This is a genomic window from Candidatus Kuenenia stuttgartiensis (assembly GCF_900232105.1).
Lineage (GTDB): Bacteria > Planctomycetota > Brocadiia > Brocadiales > Brocadiaceae > Kuenenia > Kuenenia stuttgartiensis_A.
Genome location: NZ_LT934425.1, coordinates 2,140,935 through 2,161,888, shown reverse-complemented (window position 1 = coordinate 2,161,888; position 20,954 = coordinate 2,140,935). Strand labels below are relative to the sequence as shown.

The 20,954-nt window shown below is 37.6% G+C and carries 25 protein-coding genes and 1 pseudogene; all 26 read right to left on the bottom strand.

Annotated elements, in window-relative coordinates:
- Window positions 1–83: 83 nt before the first annotated feature.
- A complete protein-coding gene (locus KSMBR1_RS09940; RefSeq protein WP_099325195.1) occupies window positions 84–968 on the bottom strand; it encodes a hypothetical protein in 885 nt (294 codons plus the stop codon).
- 447 nt (window positions 969–1,415) lie between these two features.
- Window positions 1,416–1,685, bottom strand: a complete 270-nt coding sequence (locus KSMBR1_RS09935; protein WP_099325194.1) for a hypothetical protein — start codon at window positions 1,683–1,685, stop codon at window positions 1,416–1,418.
- Window positions 1,672–2,028: a hypothetical protein gene (locus KSMBR1_RS09930; protein ID WP_099325193.1), complete on the bottom strand. Its 357-nt coding sequence runs from the start codon at window positions 2,026–2,028 to the stop codon at window positions 1,672–1,674. The genes KSMBR1_RS09935 and KSMBR1_RS09930 overlap by 14 nt, the downstream gene beginning before the upstream one ends.
- 100 nt (window positions 2,029–2,128) lie before the next feature.
- Window positions 2,129–3,523 (bottom strand): glycosyltransferase family 2 protein, encoded by a 1,395-nt coding sequence (locus tag KSMBR1_RS09925; RefSeq protein ID WP_099325192.1) that lies wholly within the window; start codon window positions 3,521–3,523, stop codon window positions 2,129–2,131.
- Between the two features lie 125 nt (window positions 3,524–3,648).
- Window positions 3,649–3,813: a hypothetical protein gene (locus KSMBR1_RS20965; protein ID WP_157820510.1), complete on the bottom strand. Its 165-nt coding sequence runs from the start codon at window positions 3,811–3,813 to the stop codon at window positions 3,649–3,651.
- Entirely contained in the window at window positions 3,800–4,144 is a 345-nt protein-coding gene (locus KSMBR1_RS09920) for a toxin-antitoxin system TumE family protein (RefSeq protein WP_197705393.1), read from the bottom strand. Before KSMBR1_RS09920 ends, KSMBR1_RS20965 begins: the two co-directional genes overlap by 14 nt.
- A complete protein-coding gene (locus tag KSMBR1_RS09915; RefSeq protein WP_099325191.1) occupies window positions 4,141–4,458 on the bottom strand; it encodes a hypothetical protein in 318 nt (105 codons plus the stop codon). Before KSMBR1_RS09915 ends, KSMBR1_RS09920 begins: the two co-directional genes overlap by 4 nt.
- A gap of 558 nt (window positions 4,459–5,016) precedes the next feature.
- Complete coding sequence (locus tag KSMBR1_RS09910) at window positions 5,017–6,045, bottom strand: Rpn family recombination-promoting nuclease/putative transposase (RefSeq protein ID WP_099325190.1); 1,029 nt, start codon at window positions 6,043–6,045, stop codon at window positions 5,017–5,019.
- A 69-nt stretch (window positions 6,046–6,114) separates the two neighbouring features.
- On the bottom strand, window positions 6,115–6,261 hold the full coding sequence (locus tag KSMBR1_RS20960; RefSeq protein ID WP_157820509.1) for a hypothetical protein: 147 nt from the start codon (window positions 6,259–6,261) through the stop codon (window positions 6,115–6,117).
- The gene (locus KSMBR1_RS09905; protein WP_099327027.1) at window positions 6,252–6,485 is read right to left on the bottom strand and encodes a hypothetical protein; all 234 of its coding nucleotides are present in this window, start codon (window positions 6,483–6,485) and stop codon (window positions 6,252–6,254) included. The genes KSMBR1_RS20960 and KSMBR1_RS09905 overlap by 10 nt, the downstream gene beginning before the upstream one ends.
- A gap of 405 nt (window positions 6,486–6,890) precedes the next feature.
- Window positions 6,891–7,139, bottom strand: coding sequence for a glycosyltransferase family 2 protein (locus tag KSMBR1_RS09900; RefSeq protein ID WP_099325189.1), 249 nt, complete (start codon window positions 7,137–7,139; stop codon window positions 6,891–6,893).
- A gap of 27 nt (window positions 7,140–7,166) precedes the next feature.
- Entirely contained in the window at window positions 7,167–7,508 is a 342-nt protein-coding gene (locus KSMBR1_RS09895) for a sulfotransferase domain-containing protein (protein WP_099325188.1), read from the bottom strand.
- The gene (locus KSMBR1_RS09890; RefSeq protein WP_099325187.1) at window positions 7,505–9,370 is read right to left on the bottom strand and encodes a class I SAM-dependent methyltransferase; all 1,866 of its coding nucleotides are present in this window, start codon (window positions 9,368–9,370) and stop codon (window positions 7,505–7,507) included. Before KSMBR1_RS09890 ends, KSMBR1_RS09895 begins: the two co-directional genes overlap by 4 nt.
- A 244-nt stretch (window positions 9,371–9,614) precedes the next feature.
- Window positions 9,615–10,112 carry a DUF4365 domain-containing protein gene (locus KSMBR1_RS09885; RefSeq protein ID WP_261341097.1) on the bottom strand — a complete coding sequence of 166 codons (498 nt, stop codon included), beginning with the start codon at window positions 10,110–10,112 and terminating at the stop codon, window positions 9,615–9,617.
- Window positions 10,113–10,661: 549 nt separating this feature from the next.
- Window positions 10,662–11,720 carry a sulfotransferase domain-containing protein gene (locus KSMBR1_RS09875; RefSeq protein WP_099325184.1) on the bottom strand — a complete coding sequence of 353 codons (1,059 nt, stop codon included), beginning with the start codon at window positions 11,718–11,720 and terminating at the stop codon, window positions 10,662–10,664.
- Between the two features lies 1 nt (window position 11,721).
- Entirely contained in the window at window positions 11,722–12,606 is an 885-nt protein-coding gene (locus KSMBR1_RS09870) for a hypothetical protein (protein WP_099325183.1), read from the bottom strand.
- A gap of 2 nt (window positions 12,607–12,608) precedes the next feature.
- Entirely contained in the window at window positions 12,609–13,535 is a 927-nt protein-coding gene (locus tag KSMBR1_RS09865; protein WP_169703040.1) for a radical SAM/SPASM domain-containing protein, read from the bottom strand.
- Between the two features lie 133 nt (window positions 13,536–13,668).
- A complete protein-coding gene (locus KSMBR1_RS09860) occupies window positions 13,669–14,712 on the bottom strand; it encodes a PseG/SpsG family protein (protein WP_099325181.1) in 1,044 nt (347 codons plus the stop codon).
- Window positions 14,688–15,413: a glycosyltransferase family protein gene (locus KSMBR1_RS09855; RefSeq protein ID WP_230408076.1), complete on the bottom strand. Its 726-nt coding sequence runs from the start codon at window positions 15,411–15,413 to the stop codon at window positions 14,688–14,690. The genes KSMBR1_RS09860 and KSMBR1_RS09855 overlap by 25 nt, the downstream gene beginning before the upstream one ends.
- Window positions 15,403–16,434 carry an N-acetylneuraminate synthase family protein gene (locus KSMBR1_RS09850; RefSeq protein ID WP_099325179.1) on the bottom strand — a complete coding sequence of 344 codons (1,032 nt, stop codon included), beginning with the start codon at window positions 16,432–16,434 and terminating at the stop codon, window positions 15,403–15,405. The genes KSMBR1_RS09855 and KSMBR1_RS09850 overlap by 11 nt, the downstream gene beginning before the upstream one ends.
- An 18-nt stretch (window positions 16,435–16,452) precedes the next feature.
- Window positions 16,453–17,121, bottom strand: a complete 669-nt coding sequence (locus KSMBR1_RS09845; protein WP_099325178.1) for a formyltransferase family protein — start codon at window positions 17,119–17,121, stop codon at window positions 16,453–16,455.
- Window positions 17,114–17,782, bottom strand: a complete 669-nt coding sequence (locus KSMBR1_RS09840; protein ID WP_099325177.1) for a WbqC family protein — start codon at window positions 17,780–17,782, stop codon at window positions 17,114–17,116. Before KSMBR1_RS09840 ends, KSMBR1_RS09845 begins: the two co-directional genes overlap by 8 nt.
- A 5-nt stretch (window positions 17,783–17,787) precedes the next feature.
- Window positions 17,788–18,414 (bottom strand): PIG-L deacetylase family protein, encoded by a 627-nt coding sequence (locus tag KSMBR1_RS09835; RefSeq protein WP_099325176.1) that lies wholly within the window; start codon window positions 18,412–18,414, stop codon window positions 17,788–17,790.
- The gene (locus tag KSMBR1_RS09830) at window positions 18,414–19,559 is read right to left on the bottom strand and encodes a DegT/DnrJ/EryC1/StrS family aminotransferase (RefSeq protein ID WP_197705392.1); all 1,146 of its coding nucleotides are present in this window, start codon (window positions 19,557–19,559) and stop codon (window positions 18,414–18,416) included. Before KSMBR1_RS09830 ends, KSMBR1_RS09835 begins: the two co-directional genes overlap by 1 nt.
- The gene (locus KSMBR1_RS09825) at window positions 19,559–20,281 is read right to left on the bottom strand and encodes a sugar phosphate nucleotidyltransferase (RefSeq protein WP_099325174.1); all 723 of its coding nucleotides are present in this window, start codon (window positions 20,279–20,281) and stop codon (window positions 19,559–19,561) included. Before KSMBR1_RS09825 ends, KSMBR1_RS09830 begins: the two co-directional genes overlap by 1 nt.
- Window positions 20,274–20,927: pseudogene (locus KSMBR1_RS09820) on the bottom strand (GDP-mannose 4,6-dehydratase); the annotation flags it as partial. The pseudogene KSMBR1_RS09820 and the gene KSMBR1_RS09825, both read right to left, overlap by 8 nt.
- Between the last annotated feature and the right edge of the window lie 27 nt (window positions 20,928–20,954).

The following is a 20,954-nucleotide window of genomic DNA, read 5'->3' as shown; positions in this document are numbered from 1 at the left end:
TGCTTGTTCTTTAGCAGAAAATACAAGAATCCGAAAAACACAGATATCAAAATACTTCGAGCGCACCTAAAACAAGTTAGCGCTTATGGGGCAGCGCCTGCAAGGTTACGCCTACCCAAATACTTCATCACCGAAGAACTGTCGCAAACCCGCATCGCATGATGAACAAACGATGGAAACAACTCCTCCAATGCCTCAACCGATTTAAACATGATGTCCGTCGCCCACTCCGTCTCATCCGCAGACCAGTAATACTCCGGTTCCAACGGACGAAGAATCTGCGACAATGCCGGGCAACTGCCTAACGCAAGCCCGTTCAGCAGCTTCGCCCAGTCAGTCTTAAGCTGCTCATGGAGCAGAACCTGCGCAGCCGCAATATCCTCTATACGCACAAAACAGTTGCCGTCCTTAACATAATCAATACCTTGCTTCTGAAGTTGCCGCTCCAGCCAATGACGACCATTGAGACAAATGAAAATATTAAACGGCGCCCAACTCTGGATACGAACATGACCAAAACCAAACACTGGATCATTAAAATAATGATACACAAAGACACACTTGCGGGGCGCCATTACCAACTCGAGCTTCTTGCTGGCCTTGTTGCCCTTGACCATCGGCGCAATACAAGGCTCTACCACACTCAACAGGCAGATGGAACCTTCCGTAATCCTCTTATCCGCCGCGATCTGGCGAGCCAACTTCTCCTTATCAACACCGCTGCTCATCAAATACCGCACCTCGATACCCAAATCTTTCGCCCGCGATTCACAACTGTCTCGCACCTGTGCCGTAAGCCCATTGACCCAACCGGAAAAATCCTTAAGCAGAATTCTCGCTTGGTTCATGAATGTTCCCATCCCACGCTCACTGGCCAACCACCGCAATGTCCCGCGAAAACGAATCCTGTCCAGACCGCTTATTGCACCCACGATCCTGTCTCGATATAATTCCATCAACTTATTCATAAGTAGTGTCCTCCAAATTGTCTGATTACTATTTACGAGGATACTACTATACTTTATAATAAACTAAAAATCACCTTTTTGGTTGCGGCCAAAGGCCGCGCTAGGTCCTTTGTGGTTAAACTCTTTTTGGTTACGGCTTTGCTGCGCTATGTTGCAACGGGAGCATTCCCGATTTTTTGTAAAAATGCCATTAGCGGGGGAGGGGAAGAATAGTAACTCAAGTTTCCAGCTTGAGGGTAAAATACCACAAGCAGGATGTTTGTGGTACAATGTACAGTTAGTTAGCCAAAAATCTGAAATGCTCCTGTTCAAACCATATCCCTTGAAGCGTTGTTTTGCCCCAATCACACAAACGGTTACAAAAAATCGGGAATGCTCCTTGTCGCAACTGTCTTTCTATTTTAAACTCGGTTGTAATATAATTTAGATACTCATTCACCCATTTTATCAATCAATGATTCCCTTTTGTTTTAAAATGTTGATGTAATTGTTGTAATTCAATGAACAATCAATTAAGTCTTTGAAATCCTTTAAAGATAGTTTTAACTGCCCTCTAATCTTAGATACAATTTTATCGGGAATGTCCCCTTTCCCATGAGAGTAATGAACTCTTAATATCTTCTTCTCATTTACAGTCAACCACCCATAATTATGTCCCGTAGACCGCGTCTTCAATTCCAGTTTTTTGAATAACCTTTCTACTTCATTTTTCTTCACTTTTTACAATAACCTCCTCTAAGAAGGTTAACCATTTTTTAGGGAATTTACCTAAATTGTCTCTGTCCGCCTGTAAATCTTCATAGATATTGATTATTTCTTCACACAACCGATTAATTGCTTCAAATTCTGTATCAGCATAAGCAAATGCCTCTATATCATCTAAGGATGCTATAAAAATGTCCTTTTCCATTTCAATCGTAATATAAATAGGTTTTCTCAATATATATTTATAGTGTTTTAAAGTATTTAACGGAGTTATCTTAAAATGCCTTTCTATACTATTAATCAATTTTCGGGAAAGCATTTTATACTGTTCATCTGTCAATATATTTGTTTGCATTTTATCCTCTCCGGGTATTTTTAAAGAATATTATGAAATTAAACACAAAATATACAACGTATTTATTACACGTTATTGACCGATTATTTAATACGTTTAATCAAACCCGGTTAAGTCTGGACTTTAGTATACGTTCAACAAGCCGAACTGCCGCTTGGGGTGCAGTCTTCAGTTCTTCTAATAACACCTGTTGATTTTTCAATAATATATCTACTGCCTGTTTATTATCGTGCTGAATAGTTAATTCAGCAATGGCAGCACGTACTGCTTCCCGTGGGCGGTCAAGTGCAGACAGACACAAAGCACGGGTTAGATGCACTTTCGGCATGTTTGGATATTGATGTACCATGGTATCTAATTTAGATAGAGCGGTAACCATGTCGTCAGAATTAATAAGGTTAAAGGCATCCTTGAACATATCCTGAGCCGTAGTCCGTGGCCATTGTAGGTGTGTGGAGCGTTTTTGGATACGATCACTCACCTCTTGAATTTGTTGTTGCTCTTGTAGGTTTAACTCAGGGAGTCGGTAATCAAAATAGTCTTCCTTCAAGACCCATTTCAAAAGCGTCTTACTTTTTTGTACTGCCTCCTGATGGAAAAGAAACCCATCAACGTAAGCATTATGAATCCGCTTATAGATAATTTGTTTATATTGATCATAAGCAGGGACGTTTGGTAAGAATTGATCGAATATCTGGTAGTTAGGGATTTTTATATTTGACAGCCCTTTATTTTTTCTTATTTGTGTATATGAATCACAAACACCCTGATAAAAGAATCGTTTTTCAAAATAGGCTACGGTGAGTCTTTCCCGTGGAATGTGGTGATATACTTTTGCGCCAGGGGCGTAGACCGCCTTGAGTCCTTTTCCTTTCATTTTCAGGGCCAGCCCGGTTTCTCCATCGCCCTGAAAGTGTTGTAGGGATTTTGGTATATTATCCGGATGAAAACCCCCTAAATCAAAAAGCGTTTTCTTTCTTATTGCAAAATTCAATCCCCAGACAAATACGGGATCTATTTCCAATCTTTCTTTTCCCTTATTTAGTAGACTCAGTGAGCCGCATGTTAATTGATCATCTTTCCATGAATAATATTTCTCGACCCATTGGGGAGGGTCAACTTCATACATGGGAAGACTGGGACCTCCAACCATGTGAACTGACTCATCTTTGAGTTCCGCCATTATTGCCGATAACCACCCGTTGACCGCCTCAATATCATCATCGACAAAGACAAGTATTTCTCCCTTTGCTTCCGACATTCCTCGATGCCTGCCGGATAGGAGCCCTGGTTCTGGCTCATATATATATCTGATATTGTTTTTATTTAATAATGCAGCTCGTTCTGTTATCTCCCCTGTGTTGTCTGTTGAGCCGTTATCCACTACAATGATTTCATATTGAGAGGATGGAAAGTCTTGTTCTGCGAAAGATTGAATTGCGGAAGTTAGCCACTTTGAACGATTGCGTGTTGGTATTATTATTGATGCATTCATTACATTTTCCAGTCTTATTGGCTATTGAAGTGGGAAGCATTCCCGATTTTTTGTAATTCGACATTGTAACTATTTCCGTTTTTTTATCTTTGACTACCAGAGGGGAATTTAAATCGACCCTGTTCTCATTTTGGAAAAGCCTCGGTTCTGCAATCCGTAATAATGCAAATATTTTCGTATACCACTCTTTTAATATTTAATTTAATACGTATTTCCTGTTTTGCAGTACCACCGGCTTTATCATGGGTATCTATATGAGTAATTGATAATTTTTGATCAGTGTCCATCATTCAAAATCTCATAAATATGGTTCAAAATATCTTCCAGCGTTACTTCTTTTGAGGAAGATATGGAGGCCTTTTCATGTTTGTGATGTGGAAAAGTATCTATGTCTTTCCAGTGCATTGCATTGTCCCAGCGAATTATTAAATGACTATTTCTGTCTTGCCAGTGAAAAGAGTATTTGCGTCCGTGGGGAAAGGTATAATCCTTTATCAGAAGTCTTGAATCATCCATAAACGTAATTATTGCCTTAAAACGATACGCCAGTGGTTCGCTGTCCCAAACAAGGATTTCATATTTTTTAATAATATCTTTATATTTGTCGAGTATTTCCTTCATTCGCCTTTTATCTCATGGGCTTTTTTTTGCCAATATCTAAAATTTTCAAACGCAAATTCCCAATCCATCAAATCGTCTTCCCATTCAAAATTCTCTTCTTTTTCCATAGATTCGACTTTATGTTTGAATTCTTCGTATTTGCAATCATACTTTTTCTCAAAGAATGCGTTTTCTGCTTCATATTTATTAATTTTATTTAAAATAAGGTTTAAAGCATAGTTCTTTAAAAGCCCTATTGGAGAAACTTCCATCTCCGTATAAATATTTCTTAGCGTATCAGGTATTTCAAGTTTTTCTTTAATATCAGTACTCATTTTTATGTCCTCCTGAATTATTTCTTTCTATTTGCATATTCTTAACTGACGTTAACTATTCAGCATAATTTATCAAACCACCGTAACAGTTCACCCACTCCTAAATCCCCAAGAGGGGACTTTTTGTATTCCCCTCTTGGGAGGGGCTAGGGGTGGGTACTTTTCAAATACCAAGACAATCCGGAAAGAGTGAACTGTTACAAACTACCGGAGTGCAAAGCGCAACTCGTTCCCAAACTCCGGTTTCTCGCCTGTCTGTTGATAGATAGGGAATAAAATCACATGATTCAGACAGTTTATAATTTGTCAAGTCAAACCCTCACTGGAAACAGAGTTTTCCAGTGCAATTTCATTCCCAAACAGTCATCCTGTTGCATTTGCAACACCCAGAAACGATGAAAATGGTTTTATAGCCATATCATATTGCGGTACCTGTACTTGAGCTATTTTTTGTAGTCTTATTTTCGAGCCAGATACTTCACTATGTTCAGTACAAGGTTTGGGAACGAGCCGCGTATCGTTTACGCTGAATAGTTACAAATATGGTCTCTCAAAAATTTAGAGCAATTTTTCAATTTCCTCCATATTCTTTGATATCTTTACCGCCTCTTTTATTGACTCCAGCTTCTCTATCACGGCTATTTTCCTGATACGCTCCAGAAGCCTTAAACCGTTAACTCCATACTTTAGCTCCAAACCTATCTCTATCGCCTCTATTAGACCCTCTATCCTTCCCTTCCTCTCGCCCTCTATCGCACCTTCCGCTCTGCCTTCCTCCCTGCCTTCCATCCGACCTTCCATCCTACCGGTTATTTTACCCTTTTCTATTAATCTCGCCGCTATTGTCATACTTAATTTACCTCCTTCCTCTGATATCTCTTTTAAGGTGTCTATTACCCGTTCTTCCTCTATATCCGATGCATAGTACAAATACCTGATTACACTTTCCAGAAATTTTACCCCTCCTTCCTCTTCAAAATACTGCCTCCCTATTTCAAAGAATACCTTTAGCTTGTCTCCCAGAATTTTGTCATTATATATGTTCCTCATCAATAACATGGTTATTTGGAGGGATGCCCTTCTAAATACCCTGTCCTTTATTTCCTCATTGCTGTAACTACTCAGGTCTGTCAGCAGATATTCAAATTCCGGTATAAATCTTAAAAATTCCTCGTCTATCCCTTCAAAATAGTCTCTGAACCTTCTTGCTTTCCACGTATCTTTGCCGTGATATAATATCACCGGAATTACCGGCATGAGTCTTTGCGCCTGCTTGTTGTTTGATTCCCATATCTTTAAAAGGTATTTCATCAACTGCAGATACGGACATGCTACGGCATAACTCTTGTGCTCGAATAAAAGGGTTATCCGGAGTTCTTTGTCTTTACAGAAACAGGTGTATACAATGTCTGAGAAATGTTCTTTGTGTTCTTCGTCGATATATGAGTTATTATCCTGTGTTAAAGTGGACAAATCCAGTTTTTTCAGGATTTTTGAGGGAAATGTACCACTAAGGAAATCGATTACATTTTCCCGGATGGAAAATGTCTCTTTGAAGAATTTGTCGTGTGGATTGATTATTTCCATTGATGATCTTTCTGTAATATTGCAACACTTTAACTTTTTGAAAAATTCCGACAATAACGATATGCCGCATTAATGTAAGGGGCAAAACATTGCCATAACACGGCATAGTTGTGTGCATAGTATCAGGAGCATCCCTGCGCCTGACCTCCCGCCGGCAAGGATGCTGGCGGGATATTCCTCAAACCGGCAAATGTTTCGTTCATCAATTAATCCCAAGATTCTCTCTCCTTACGAACATATTCCTGCGCATCGATGCCTTTCCAAATGTCTGCCCCCAATCCTTCAATTTCAGTAATTCTATGTTTAGCCCTTTTTTTCATAAGAGTTTTTTTCAGCCCGGCAGAGATGATTTCAACTAAACTTAATTGATCCTCTGGTCTTAGATCTTGAATTCCCCTTACATAGTCATTATAAGTAAGTGATTCCTTTTTAGTAGTCATTGTATATTTCCTTTTCCTTTCTTTTCCCTTATTTAGGAGACTCAGTGAGCCGCATGTTAATTGATCATCTTTCCAGGAACAATATTTATCGATCCATTTGGGAGGGTCAACTTCATACCTGGGAAGACTGGTACCTCCAACCACATGTGAACTGGCTCATTTTCGAATTCCGCCATTATTGACGATAACCACCCGTTGACCGCCTCAATACCATCATCGACAAAGACAAGAATTTCTCCCTTTGCTTCCGATGCCCCTCAATGTCTGCCGGATAGGAGCCCGGGTTCTGGCTAATATATATAGCCAAACAAATATGATTTTAGGAATTTGGCAATAAAATGGCTTTCTAAAAAACAGATTTATTTGACTAAGCATACTATACAAGCACGCCCCTTAATTCCCTCTTTATAGAAGGGACGGGAGGTGTAAATTTTTCGAAAACCTTATTTGTTTGACTATATATCTGATATTATTTTTATTTAATAATGCAGCCCGTTCTGTTATCTCTCTTGTGTTGCCCGTTGAGCCGTCATCCACTACAATGATTTCGTATTCTAATATGGGGTAATCCTGATTGAGAAGCGGGGGTAAAGCAACTTTGAGGTCTTTTGCCCGATTCCGTGTTGGGATTATTATGGAAACATTAAGCATCATCTTTGTCTTTTTAAAAAACCTTTATCTCTATTCTGTAATTTTATTATTTTGCAAGTTTTTAGAATTCTCATATCCAAGTTCTATAAGCAATTTATTCCAACGCCCATTATATGCCGCTTTAAAGGTAGAAACACACTCAGCATCAAAATAGTTTTTCCAATCTCCAACAATTCCTTTTCTCGCAGGGGAATCTTTTGCTTCCTCTCCAGGTATTTGGCCTGCTTTCTTGCTAAAAGAATTTTTTGCCACAATTTCTGAAATTCTATCTTCTTCAATACCTTTGAGAGTTTCCACAGGATTAGAATAGAGTTCTTCATATCGGACTTTATAGGCATTAACTGTATGAAACCAGGCTTCAAGTCTTGTCAATATAAATTCTCCTTCTTAGCATGTGAAAGACTAAGTAACTTCGTTTTAATATCGGAAATAAGCGCCAGTGCTGCTTGATTATTCGGTTCAAGAATCAATATGTCTCTTAAGAATTCTATTGCAGCTTCTATATTTCCTTTGTTTATTTCTATAGAAGCCAAACCGTTTAAGGCATTAAGATTTTCTGGTGAAATTTCTATTATTTTTAATAGAGTTATCTGCGCCTCATCAATGTGGCCTGTTTCAATGTTTATTTTGGCTTTTGCATAAAGCAGGTTAACTGAAGCAGGAAACATTTCAAGCGACTTTGAGACAGTTGTTCTAGCCAACGCAAAGTTTTTTTCATCGATCATTTTTTGAACCATATTGAATAATTCTGTTTCACTGTATGCTGATATTGAGGTATTTATTTCAGATTTGTTGTCTATTTCTCCCCATTTTCCGGAATATACAACCAAACTGGTTCCTTCAATATGCGTTAGTGAGTATCTCTCGCTGATAACGTTCAGTGCCTTCATTACACCCGGTGCGTAATCAGCATAATCGTGCCAGATAATCATCCCATCAGGTTTAATCATTTTGAAAGCATTCAGACTGTCTCTTAGTACGAAGTCGTAATGATGACAGCCATCAACAAATACAATATCCATCTGCCCGTAATATGATGAATAATCGAAACTGCGGGTATCTCCATATAGTTGTGTGATTCTGTCTGCATACGCGCTTGAGAAATGTTTAATGCCTGGTTGATCAGGATAAACGTCCAGTTCAGGATCATTCATATCTGGAGGGTGATAATCTATGTGGCCCTTTGGTGGCAGGTCGAGCGTATATACAATTGCATCGCTATTTGCTGCAAGGTGGGTTGTGGTTGCTCCCTGAAAGGTGCCGATTTCAAAAATTGTTTTTGGATTTTGATTTTTTATTAACTTGCACAGTATTTCCTGCTCATACACAGGCATTTCACCGTAATCGAAGTTTTTGTCAATATTTGATATTACAATAGAATGGTATGCCGGCAGCAGTTGTTCCGCACAACATTTATCAATCTTGCGCAGAGGGGATGAGTGCAGAATTATGCGATTTAATGTGGTTTTTTTGACGACGTCCTCAAACCGGAGTCTGGGAAATACCTCAAGTTTTCCACCTTTTGTACAGTTATATATTTTTACGCCTAATTTTTTTACTTCACGATATACAATGGAAAATTCTTCGTTACCATCGAGCGAATTCTGTATGGCCGTAGTTTCCTTTTTTATAAAATAACTTGGATATAACTCTCTGGCTGTGTTGTTTAATTTCAAAAGGTTGGGGCAGTGTTCAGCAGTTCCGTAAAAATGTGCTTTTTCCATACTCAAATCTTTATAGTCATTGTCGCAACCCACTAAAAAAATTTGCTTAAATCCCATATAAACGGCTATTGGAATCACAGCCTGAATAACAACAGATACCCGAGTTCCATGTAAACGTTTTGTAATATCCAGATTATAGCCAGCATCAACAATTAACGGCGACTCAGTAGTTTCAATATAGTATAGACTCTCATAAGGATGGCCGATTATTGGTTTTGCTTCACAGTTTAAAAAACAAGTAATATCATTTTTCTGCAACCTGGGAATTAGGTCATCTTTGAGGAAATCAGACCGCATCAATCGTGGATTAGTAGCTACATAATAGGTTGGTAGAAGCCTCTCAAAGTTTTTATGGGTAATAAAAGCATTAACCGCAAAAGTAACGCTACCTTTTAACGTTAAAAGGTTTGTCTGATTGATGGAAGGACCGTTACCAATAATCCAGCAAGATTCACCTTCATGCAGTTTATAAAAATCTCTTAATCTTTCTATTTCTTTTTTATTCAGCAATTAATTCACCAATTTTACAATAACTCGTTAAGATATGGTTCAAAAACCAAAATCATATTTCCTTAACCATTCAGAAATTTTTGATTTATCCTCCTGGAAATTTGAAATTGTTTTTTGATCAAAGCTTTTTGTTGTCCTTTCGTATCCTAAAGTATTTAGCTCAGATTGACAATAATACTCAACAACTTCAATTTCTTCGGCAGCTAAGCAAGTATTTTGTTTGCTAGTCTCATTACCTCAATGTTTAGCTGTGATTTTGTTTATTCTTTGCTCTCGTTGATGCTAATTTTTTGTCTGTAACTTGTCTTACATAGTTAATTATGTCGCTCCAGTTAATTTCAGAGAGTTTATTTTGCCGTGGGAAATAAATCATGAAATTTTCTTGTTCAGGATTTGCTGGCGGTTCAACATCTTTTAAAAGTGTCCAATATGCTTCATTTTCATCTTCAATATATTTTACAATGAGAACAACCCTAAGATTGTCCCATAAATAATTGTAAGTTGAAACCTTTAGTTGATGTCTTTCTCTATTATTTAGAATATTGCTTGTCGCAGATGATTTTAATTGAACTATCAAATCCAAGCTACGATATTGTCCTTCTTCACATATTTCCAAATTCAAATCTTGTCCGTAGTCCTTTTTGGGTGTCGTTGCAATCCAATCCTGCGGTAAATGTTGCATAAAAAAGGTCTCCGATTTCTGCTCTAAAGTATGATTGCTATGTCGTTCAGGATATTGCATTGATATCATTTTTTAATTCTCTCTTAGTTGTTTTGTTGTCTCTCTAAAATGGCAGGTAACAGTTTACAGCTACCCGAAGGTGGCGATTTCGAAGCACTAAACTATCAAACTGCACAGAACTTTGATAGATGTACAAAGCTTTAATTAACCACTGAACAGCCATTTTGGGGTAGGTGCTGTTATCTGCTGGGCTTCTTTTATGTTCCAAAGTATTTCGTTTCATATTTCTTTAGTCACTTTGTCTAATGCAAGTATAAAACTTTCGTTTTTTGATTTTTTGAAAATTTCTTTGAGTGCTGTCCAATACTCTGTTGAAACTTCTTTTGAAAGTTGAATGCAACTTATGAAAGCAAGTTTTTCCTCAAAATCAAATGTCCAGATGTAACCCTGTTCCCCTCGTTAACAGCAAAAGCAACACTACCTTTTAACATTAGAAGGTTTGTCTGATTTATAGAGGGACTATTACCAATAATCCAGCAGGATTCACCTTCATGCAGTTTATAAAAACAATTACTTCACCAATTTTACAATAACTTGTTAAGATATGTTTCAAAAACTAAAATCATATTCCCTTAACCATTCACAAATGTTTGATGTATCCTCTTGGAAATTTAAAATTTTTTTTTGATCAAAGCTTTTTGTTGTTCTTTCGTATCCTAAAGTATTTAACTCAGATTGACAATAATACTCAACAACTTCAATTTCTTCGGCAGATAAAATATCTTCCCATTTGTTCACAGACGAAGTGGTTATGGTTTTAGAACCATCAAATGAAGTGTTCGATTCCCATCTTCTTCCTTTATTGTCCTTAAAGTTGCTTAAATTTAATAGGTCATTTGAATATTGAACCTCCAGTAGCTCGCAAACTTTTTTCATTGTTGTTTCAGGCTTTCTAACTAAGTCTTCATACCTTATCATTAAATAGTTGCTATTACATTTATTTAGTAGATAGTTTGCCACTGTTCTTTTCCAACTCCTGATGATGAAAAAGATGGGGTACTTTGCGCCTGTTGCTTCCATATATTTCCCAAAATTTCTGGATGCAACCACTGCTCTGGGATCTCTTATTATGTGAACAACTTTTGAATTCAAGTTGCAATAATTAAATAATGGTTCAATAAATTCTTCACAAAAAACCTCTTTGATTCCTATAAATTTAATATCCCAATTACGTGTAATTATTTGTGAGAGATATAATCTTTCCATTAACTGCATTAATATATACCCGGCGAATCCCGGTTCTATACCGTCAAGATTTTTTGCCAGATCATGTGGCTTCATATCTTTATTCATCTTCTCATTATCGCTGAGGAGGTAGTCCCTAATTTCAGACAATATAGTGCTGAGTTCCGTAGCATTGAACCTGATTAAATGAAAAACTTCACGAAAAAGTTCTCTATCTTTTACTGTCTTAAAGTAATTAATACCCATAGGGTTTTTTTCATCAAAGGGAACCCTCAACATCTCTTTAAAATACTTGTTTCGGCAAGCCTTAAAAAACAACATGTAAGGTTGCCAGCCGACAATTATATTTTTGTGCGTATTCAATGCTGTTGAGAGCAAAGATGTTCCAGATCTGAATATGCCTATAATAAAAAGATTTTTCATATTAAATAGGCTGCCACACTATAAAACTTCCAGGATTAAAGGCATTGAGTCCCAGGACATGAGGAACTTCTAGATCAATCCTTATTTGGCCTTTCTTTTCAAAATCCTTTAATAAAGTCAAAAGATTAATATTATATTCGTTTACTTGAGTATACCGTTTCCACATATAATGAAGAAGGGTATCCTTGTTTCGATATTCGTATATAGGTTCAAAATGAAAGACAATCTTAGGTCTGTTTTCAATCAATGATAAAATAGTTTTTTGTGGCATTTGAGTAATCTGTTCTATGCTATTGTGGGAAAAAACTACTGTACCGTTGATCTTCTCCATAAATTCCTGTTTGGGGTTATAGTAATCAAAGTGAAAGAACTCTAATGGCACATTAAATTCTTTAGCAATGAGATTTCCAAGTGTTATCCCCTCCTGTGTAAATTCTCCACCAATGGCATTTTTAAATAATTTACGTTGATATAAGGTAAAAAGGTTTCTTCCCCAACCACAACCCATTTCAACTAATGTATCGTTTGGTGTTAAATACCTTGTAATAGCCTGAATAATCTGATTGTAGAAAAAATCCCAAAAAACTGGCGTATTTGCAGAATAATAGATATTCTCATATATATGAAACAGTATATTGTCAGAAAAGTGTGTATCAAAGAGGTAGTGAAGTACTTCGTTTATGTTAGTGAATTTTCTTTCTTGATATTTAGACAACAAGCGACCCCATTTTTCACCATATTCATGCGAAACTATAACATTGTTTCGATGTTTTATATCCCAATCAGAAAGACCAAATAATCTTGATGGCCATGGCGAATATCTGGGAAGTTCATTGATTTCTATTTTGGAAGCCTTGACTTCAGCCTTCATTTTTTCAATATCCATGGCTATTGGTTTCCCTTACTCAATTGATTTAGTTCTTCAGGATTCCATTTGGTCCAGTCCCTACCTTCCCATAATTTAGAATAATCAATGCCATAGCTACATTTATTGCAGGGGATTACATCCATACGCTTAATTTTTGAATGGACATTCCTTAAATCGTTCATTTCGGTACTTTGCCAAATATCCTTCAAACTGTTTTTATTTGTATCACCAATGACAAAACTGTCTGTCGTTATGCTACACGGCTGTACTTTTCCATCAAAACCTACAAACAGCCTCTCCCACGGAAACTGGCAAATAAAATCCTTTTTCTGAGGTTCAGTGATGCTGTAGTCTTTCAGCGGGTTATAAACAATCTTGTCACATATAGAGCTCATTCGCGTATAGAAGGCTTCAGGATCTTGAGCAATAGCAGGCCACAGGGTTGTTACACGGATAACAGGTTTCTTCTTCCCTTTTTTCCTCTTCAATTCCTTGAAATTTTTCAGGTTTTCACAAATTGATCGGAACTTTAACGGATACCGTATCTTCTCGTACATACCATCCATACCGTCAATAGATACCGAAATATAATCGACACCATAATCTATTAACTTCTCGGCAAGTTCTCCCTTTAAAAGACTGCCATTGGTCAAAAAAGAAACATTTGGAATCTTCTTGACAACCTTTGCATAGTGAACAAATTTGACAAGATCGTGATTGATTAAAACCTCTCCTCTCCAGCTTAGGCGGATGGAAAAAACCTTATTCTCTGTGCATTCATCGACCAGTTTCCTGAAAAGTTCCATCTTCATATTACCGTATTCACCATACTTTTCTTTCGAAAGCTCCCGGCTGGGGCACATGCCGCAACGCAAATTGCATTTGGCCGTCGTCTCAATGTCGACATGGAGAGGAAAGGCTGATACCTTGCCCATCTTTGGATACATGTTCCACTGGTATCTGTTCAAGTAATATTTTATAATATTCCCTTGATTCCAGTTAAAAATAAAGTTTCTCCACCGGCTATCGAACCTTTTCTGGAATGAATTTACTTTTATTTTCTGAAGCATCATAAATATCTTAGTTGATTAAGACTGCACACGCACTGTAACATCTCTTGGTTCCCTTACCGTCAACTAATTGGACAGCATTCACTGCCAACCGGTTCAGTTTATCCAAATCGTACTTGATCTCATCAATAAACTTACACATCTTCTCATCATCAAGTTCCTTATGAACGGAACCTATATCGATGCATGCTCCATTGCGCTCAAAATATCTAATGGTCTTTTCTTCATGAACCTCATTTGCCAGAGCCATAACAGGCATTCCCATTGAGCACAACTCAAACATAGTTTGCCCGCCTCCGCATATGACCAAATTATTATTAATCAACTCTACATACAAATCCGAAACCCCTTTTTTCACGGTAAATGGATGTGAAAATGCTGCTAGCATCTCATCCATCTCAATGTCATGCATGAAATGTGGTCCGAGAAAAAAATTCACATACATATCTTTTTCATCAAAACGGGATAATACTTGTCCAATCTTTACTGTAGCGCCATGTGTATCACTTCCTCCCATTGTTACCCCAATCCTAATGTCTTCTTGAGGCATTTTTTTCTTGTATTTCAGATTAATTATATCAGACGTAATAATTGCGTATCGAGGCCCGCTTAATACATGTGGAATACGCCCTGAGACCTTACTTTCCTCATCCCAGCAACCTGCAATGGCATTCACAACAAGATCCGCATGGAGCAAACCACCCTTTAAATCATCAAATGATACAACAGGTACCCCCATGGATTTAGTCCGTACAACCAACGTCTCGTCAGTGGAGAGAATATCAAATATCCAAAGATCAGGTTCCAACTCGTCTTTGAAGTATTTTTCTACTATATCTTCTTCTGTAAGATGTACTGGATAAGATAGACATCTAAACTTTACGCTGTCAAGAATTCTTGACGCCACATCATTTCTTTTTAATACAAACAGACAGTCATGCCCTTTTCTTCTAAATTCATCTGCCAGGGTCATCATACGGTACAGATGCCCCATTCCCCTTTCATGACCAGCATCAAGGCGAAAAACTATCAGTTTATTCTTTTTCTCCACCATTTAATAATCTCGGATGTAGTTATCTCGGTTGCAGGCTTAATAAAACCGCTTAACATCTCCTCAATAAATTCAAAATCATCATTAGTATCAATTGTCAGACTGAGTTCGGGGCAACTATTTTGGGGCATACAGGAGAGCCTGACTATGCTAAAAATTCCAGGATTCTCAAGAATATATTCGTTAACATGTTCACGGTGATGCTCTTTGTTACCTTCTAACCATGATCGTTCAAGCGCTTTAAAAGTGAACGCCTCTACGCCGACACCTGTCGGTAGTTTTAAACCTTCTACTTCTTCTATCCCGGTTACATAATCCACTTTTTGACTTGTTATGCATTCAACAACTCTTTTTGCCTCTTCAGGGCATACCAACGGATTGTCACCAGTTGCCCTGATCACAAATTTAGCCCCTGCAGATTTCGCTGCATGGTAGTAACGATCAAGAACATCTTTCTCACCCCCCCTGTAACATAATACTCCTTCTTTAATTGCCAATTTCTCCAAAGTATAATCTCTATTCAGGGTAGAGGTTGCTACGATTACGTGATATCCATCACCAATTCTCTTAAGCCTTTGAATACAATGCGACAACATTGGTCTACCCGCCAAACATCTCAAAACCTTATTTGGTAGCCTCGTAGAACCTGTGCGGGCTTGGAGTATTACTACAACTTCTGTATTGAAATCTGGCTTAAAAGGCATCATGAGGAATTATTTCATTTTCACTAATGTCCTTTTTTAAGGTCTTGCCAACGATGAAATCCATGTATCTGGGAGGTATTCCCGTTCCAGGCCTGATTATTTTCAGGTCTTCTTTTCCAATAACATCGCCACATTTTAAATTACGATTTGCTACAAGGCTTTTTCTTCCATTCCTGCGCCACTTCTTCTCAGAAGGATATATTTTCTTTATCGAGCTTCCCTGAAGAATAGGTATTAAACGAATTTGTTCAACCATCTCCTTTAGCTCTGATGGTTCTATCGATACCTCACAGTCAGGTCTTTTCGATTTTCGATCCAGGGTTATATGCTTTTCAATAACAGAGGCACCCATACTGGCAGCAAGTATTGAAGAAAAAATACCCGCAACATGGTCTGAATATCCAATGGGAACGTCAAAGGCAGAGCGGAGGGTGTTCATAACATTAAGATTGGCAAATTCAGGAGCAGGCGGATAAGATGTCGTACAGTGAAGAAGAACCAACTGATCATTTCCAGTCTTTAAAATTGTTTCTACCGCTTCTTCGACCTCTGCCAGAGTTGACATACCTGTAGATACAATCATAGGCTTACCCTTTCGTGCGATATATTCAAGGAAAGGGCGATTAGTTAAGTCATCAGAACCCGTCTTGTAAGCTGGCACACCCAACTCTTCAAGAAAGTCAACATCATCATAGTAACTGGGTGTCGAAAAAATAGCAATCCCAAGCTCTCTTGCATAATCAAATAGCTCTTTATGGTCGTCTTGAGAAATTTCAAGTTTTTTAAAGAACTCCATTTGAAACATCTTGGAGCCATCTTCAAATTCGAATTCTGCCGATGGATGGGCAATAGTTTCTGCCCTGTAAGTTTGAATCTTTACAGCATCGGCACCGGCTTCTTTTGAAACCTTAATTAGTTTCTTCATCCCATTAAGGTCTTCCTGCATAGCACCGAGTTCAGCGAGTATGAGACAAGGCTCATTTAAGCCTATTATGAATTTTCCGATAGAAATTGTTTTCACCAATAAACTCCTTGAATATTAGTCTGTTTTATATATTTTTAATATATATTTGTGTCCATTTAGTTGAAACCATGCAGGATGTTTTTCATTATCAATAATACGAAGATGATTAAAGTTTTGGATGATGCTTTTACTTATATCGAGTTCATCATGCTTTGTGGTTCTCTTTTCGTAATAAGAGGGCATTCCTATCTGTCCCGAAGGCTGCAGGTCAGGCCATTGATTTAGGAAGGTCAGCACTAAATCAATAGTTTTATCTCCCTGCTTTTTTTTGATTTCTGGTAGAAGTTCTGTGCCATCAAGTTCTATATAGTCTTTTAAATAAATTCTGCCTGAATCTAGTTTTTCTTCAGCTTCAAATAATACGATAGGTATCCTGTTTTTCCCTTCCAATACTTGCCAGCTTACCGGAGACCATCCTCTTCCTTCTGGAAGATCGCTTTCATGCACAACCAAATTATGTTTATTCTTATTTAAAACTTGTTTGGGTATAATAGAAGTGCATCCAAGCAGAAATAAAAAATCACCTTCCACTATATCATATGCATTAAAATAAAGAGATACGTCGTTTTGCTCACCAATTCTTACACTTAAACTCTCTACGTATGGGACTATCCATGAACTGGGGTCATCCACCAAAATGGAAACTTTAAATCTATTTGAACTATAGCATTTCATGTCAGTCATTTTTGCATTTCATCATTAGATAGTCTAACCCTGAAAGGTGTGGAACAAAATCTTCATGCAACTGTTTATAAAAAGTCTCCTCGTAATTTTGCCAGACGACCCTTATACCTTTTCTTTGAAAAAGTTTTTCATTGAGATACCCCTTGGAACCAGTCCCTGTTAAATATTCATTACCTCCTACTGCCTTAACCAATTCAATTAGCCTTTCAGTTGAATTTGAATTCACATTATAGCTAGAAGCAAAAACAGCGGGAGTATCTATCCCAAGTTCTTCCGCAACAAATATCAATAAATCCATATTTAAATCTATTAGAAGATCGTGTTTTTTTACGTATATTGATTTCAATTTATCAAAATAATATTCAAAGTTCGGAGCTTTCTTATAGTTAACTTCAATAGTTTTCAAGTGCTTGGCTTGCCAATCTGTGCTGTAATCTATCTCTACCTCCAGTATAAGTTGATCATATTTGCCCTTTTTTTTAACAGGTACAGTCAACCATTTTACGCCATCTTTTGTTTTGATTTTATCTCTGTGGTGCCAACCTCTTCGGAGAAATTGCACGTCATCAAGAACAATATACAAATCACTTTTTCCCCAGCGATCAAAAAAGCCTCGCCATGGTAAAAAATCAGGCTGATGAATTGTAACAATCTTACCCATATTCCCTACAAAAGATATCGAACAACTTCAAAGCACTCCGCGCACTCTACCCCAATCTTTTGTCCGTCATTTTGGTTCTGGTTTTCGAAAAAGTCTAGCCAGCTGTTCCTTACCCTTTCAAGTTCTGACTTGTGTGCTTTAATAACTTCACTTTTGTTTTCCATGAAATTAGAAATATCAGAATATACATTTCCCCTGAACATCTGGTCTGTGTCATAATAATTGGGCCGATACATAAGAAATCTTTTTACATGTCGTCCCGCCATAAGTGCATTTTTGCCTACATACTGGTGATCTCTGTGGAGGTCGTGTATCCATGGGGAATACATGATATCTATATTCTTATCCTCAATAATACGAGTAATTTCCTTTGTTAACTTTTCACTGAAAGGAACCAGGAAGGTCTTATAATTTAAACAAATCAGTTCGGCGCCAATGATGTTCGCTGCTTTCTGACCTTCCTGATAAGCGGTTTCAGAATTCCGTATTAATTCACCATTGGGATTGCTATAAGATGAATCTGTAACTACTAGCATGATAACCTTATCACCATTTTTAACATGTTTTATCAACGTCCCGCTGCATCCAAGTTCAATGTCATCAAAATGAGCGCCGACAGCCAACACATTCATTATATTAATTCCTTTTTAAAATATTCACGAACAGCATCACAAACAATGCTGACACTATCTTCATTCATAGACGGATATAGAGGCAATGTAACTTCTCTTTTAGAAACTTCTTCCGTGAGTGGCAGCATTCCTTCTTTGTATCCATACATACGACGGTAGAAATCAAAGAGGTGTGCCGGTGGGTAGTGGATGCTGGTCTGAATGCCATTTTGTTTCATATATTCCATAAATTTAGCACGGTCTATTTCTTCTGGCAACAGAACAGGGAGAATATGATTAGATGATACAGAAATCCCATTCCCGGAAATTACTGAAAGTCCTTGGATTTCAGATAAAGCTTGTTGGTATTTTGTCGCTAATGTCAGGCGTCTTTCATTACTTTTTTGTAGTTTTTCAAGCTGCACAATGCCAAGGGCAGAATGGATCTCATCGAGGCGATAGTTAAATCCAAGGGCAGTAACGTCATAACTAAAGGCATGCCCTTTATGCCTATCAAGGGTGAGGGTAGTCATACCATGAGAGCGTAATGTTCTGATTTTTTTAGCAATATTTTCATCATTTGTGGTAATCATTCCCCCTTCTCCGGTTGTCATATTTTTGTTGGAGAAGAAGCTAAAACATCCTATGTCTCCTATAGAGCCACATCTTTTCCCTTTATACTCCGATCCAGGAGAGTGAGCACAATCTTCAATAACCGGAAGACCACGCTTTCTGGCAAGGTCGGTGATACTTTCCATATTGCAGGGTATTCCGGCATAATGCATAATCTGAATGGCTTTTGTTTTTGCTGTAATTTTTTTTTCAATATCTTCAGGTGAGATATTTAGGTTTGTTACGCTAGTTATATCTGCAAAAACAGGTTTTCCCCGGGTGTATATAATAGAGTTCGGCGCAGCTACGAATGTTAGAGAAGGACATACTACCTCATCGCCTTCTCCAATATCAAGAGCAAGAGCAGCAAGGTGCAGCGCGGAGGTACAGGATGAAACAGCAAATGCATGTTCTACACCTATATACCTGGCAAAGCGGGCTTCGAAATCTTTTGTAACCTCTCCCATTGTAAGCCAACCCGAATAAATCACATTTTGGACTGCTTCTACCTCTTTTTGGTCGAAATTAATGTCAGATAAAGGTATTTTCCACATTATTTTTTTAATTCCTTAAGAAACAAAAATCCATTTTTTTCAAATTCATCAATAGCCTGTATATAATCATCTGGCCTTCCAATGTCAAGCCAGCAGCCATGGAACGGTTTTACAGTAGCAGGCTTTCCTGCCTTTATTAAATCGAGCATGAGATTATCAAAACCGTAAGGTTTGTTATTAGGAATGTATTCAAGTATGGTTCTGTTTGCCATATATATACCCATGCTGACGTTGTAACGGACAACCGGTTTTTCCTTAAACTCCTTCAATTTTGCATTTTTATCAAATTCTAATACTCCAAACTCACTTTTCAATTCTCGCTTATAAGAAGAAATTAAAAAGATACTTTTTTTGTTGATGTGAAACTGATAAAAATCTGAATAATTTAAGTCCGTTAGTATGTCTCCATTCATGACCAGAAAGTCCTCTGGCAAATTGCTTATTAACTTTAACGGTGCAATTGTGCTGAGAGGTTTGTCTTCAAAAGAATAATCGATTTTAACTTTCCATTTTTTCCCTTTTCCGAAAAATGCCTGAATAATTTCCGCTTGATGATTTACGGCCATAGTAATGTGCCTGAAACCGTAAAATGCAAGCTGTCGTACAACAACCTCAAGAATAGGGTATTCTCCTATTGGCATTAATGGCTTTGGAAGAACAATTGTATAAGGCAATAATCTTTTCCCCTTGCCACCTGCGAGTATTATTGCTCGTTTAGACATTGTAGATATCCGTTTTATATTTTGATAGGTTTTTTGGATTGATAAACCAGTTAATAGTCTTTTCAAGCCCTTCCTTAAGAGCATACTGAGGTGAAAATCCGGTATGCTTCTTTAGTTTGGAATTATCACAACACAACCTCAATACTTCAGATGTTTCCGGTCTCAACCTTTCCTTATCAGTTACTAAATGTGCGTCGCTTGCCATAATCTCTTTTATCAGGTTAAAAATCTCATATATAGAAGTTTCATTATTAGAGCCAATGTTAAATATTTCTCCAACTGCCATATCACATTTAGAGAGAGTAATTAACCCGTGACAGGTGTCTTCTACGTAATTCATATCTCTTGTTGGAGATACATCCCCAAGCTTAATCTCTTTTTTACCACTGGCAATCTGAGAGATGATTGTTGGTATTACTGCTCTGGCCGATTGTCGAGGCCCATAAGTATTAAAAGGCCTTGCAATGACTGTTGGTAATTTAAAAGAATGGTAAAAACTCATGGCAATAGCATCCGCCCCAATTTTACTTGCACTATAAGGTGACTGCGGTTGTAAGGGATGTTTTTCATCTATAGGAATGTATTGTGCCGTACCATAAACCTCACTTGTTGAAGTATGAATCAATCTCTTACAACCATTATCTAGCGTGAGTTTATCACGAAATAAGGTGTA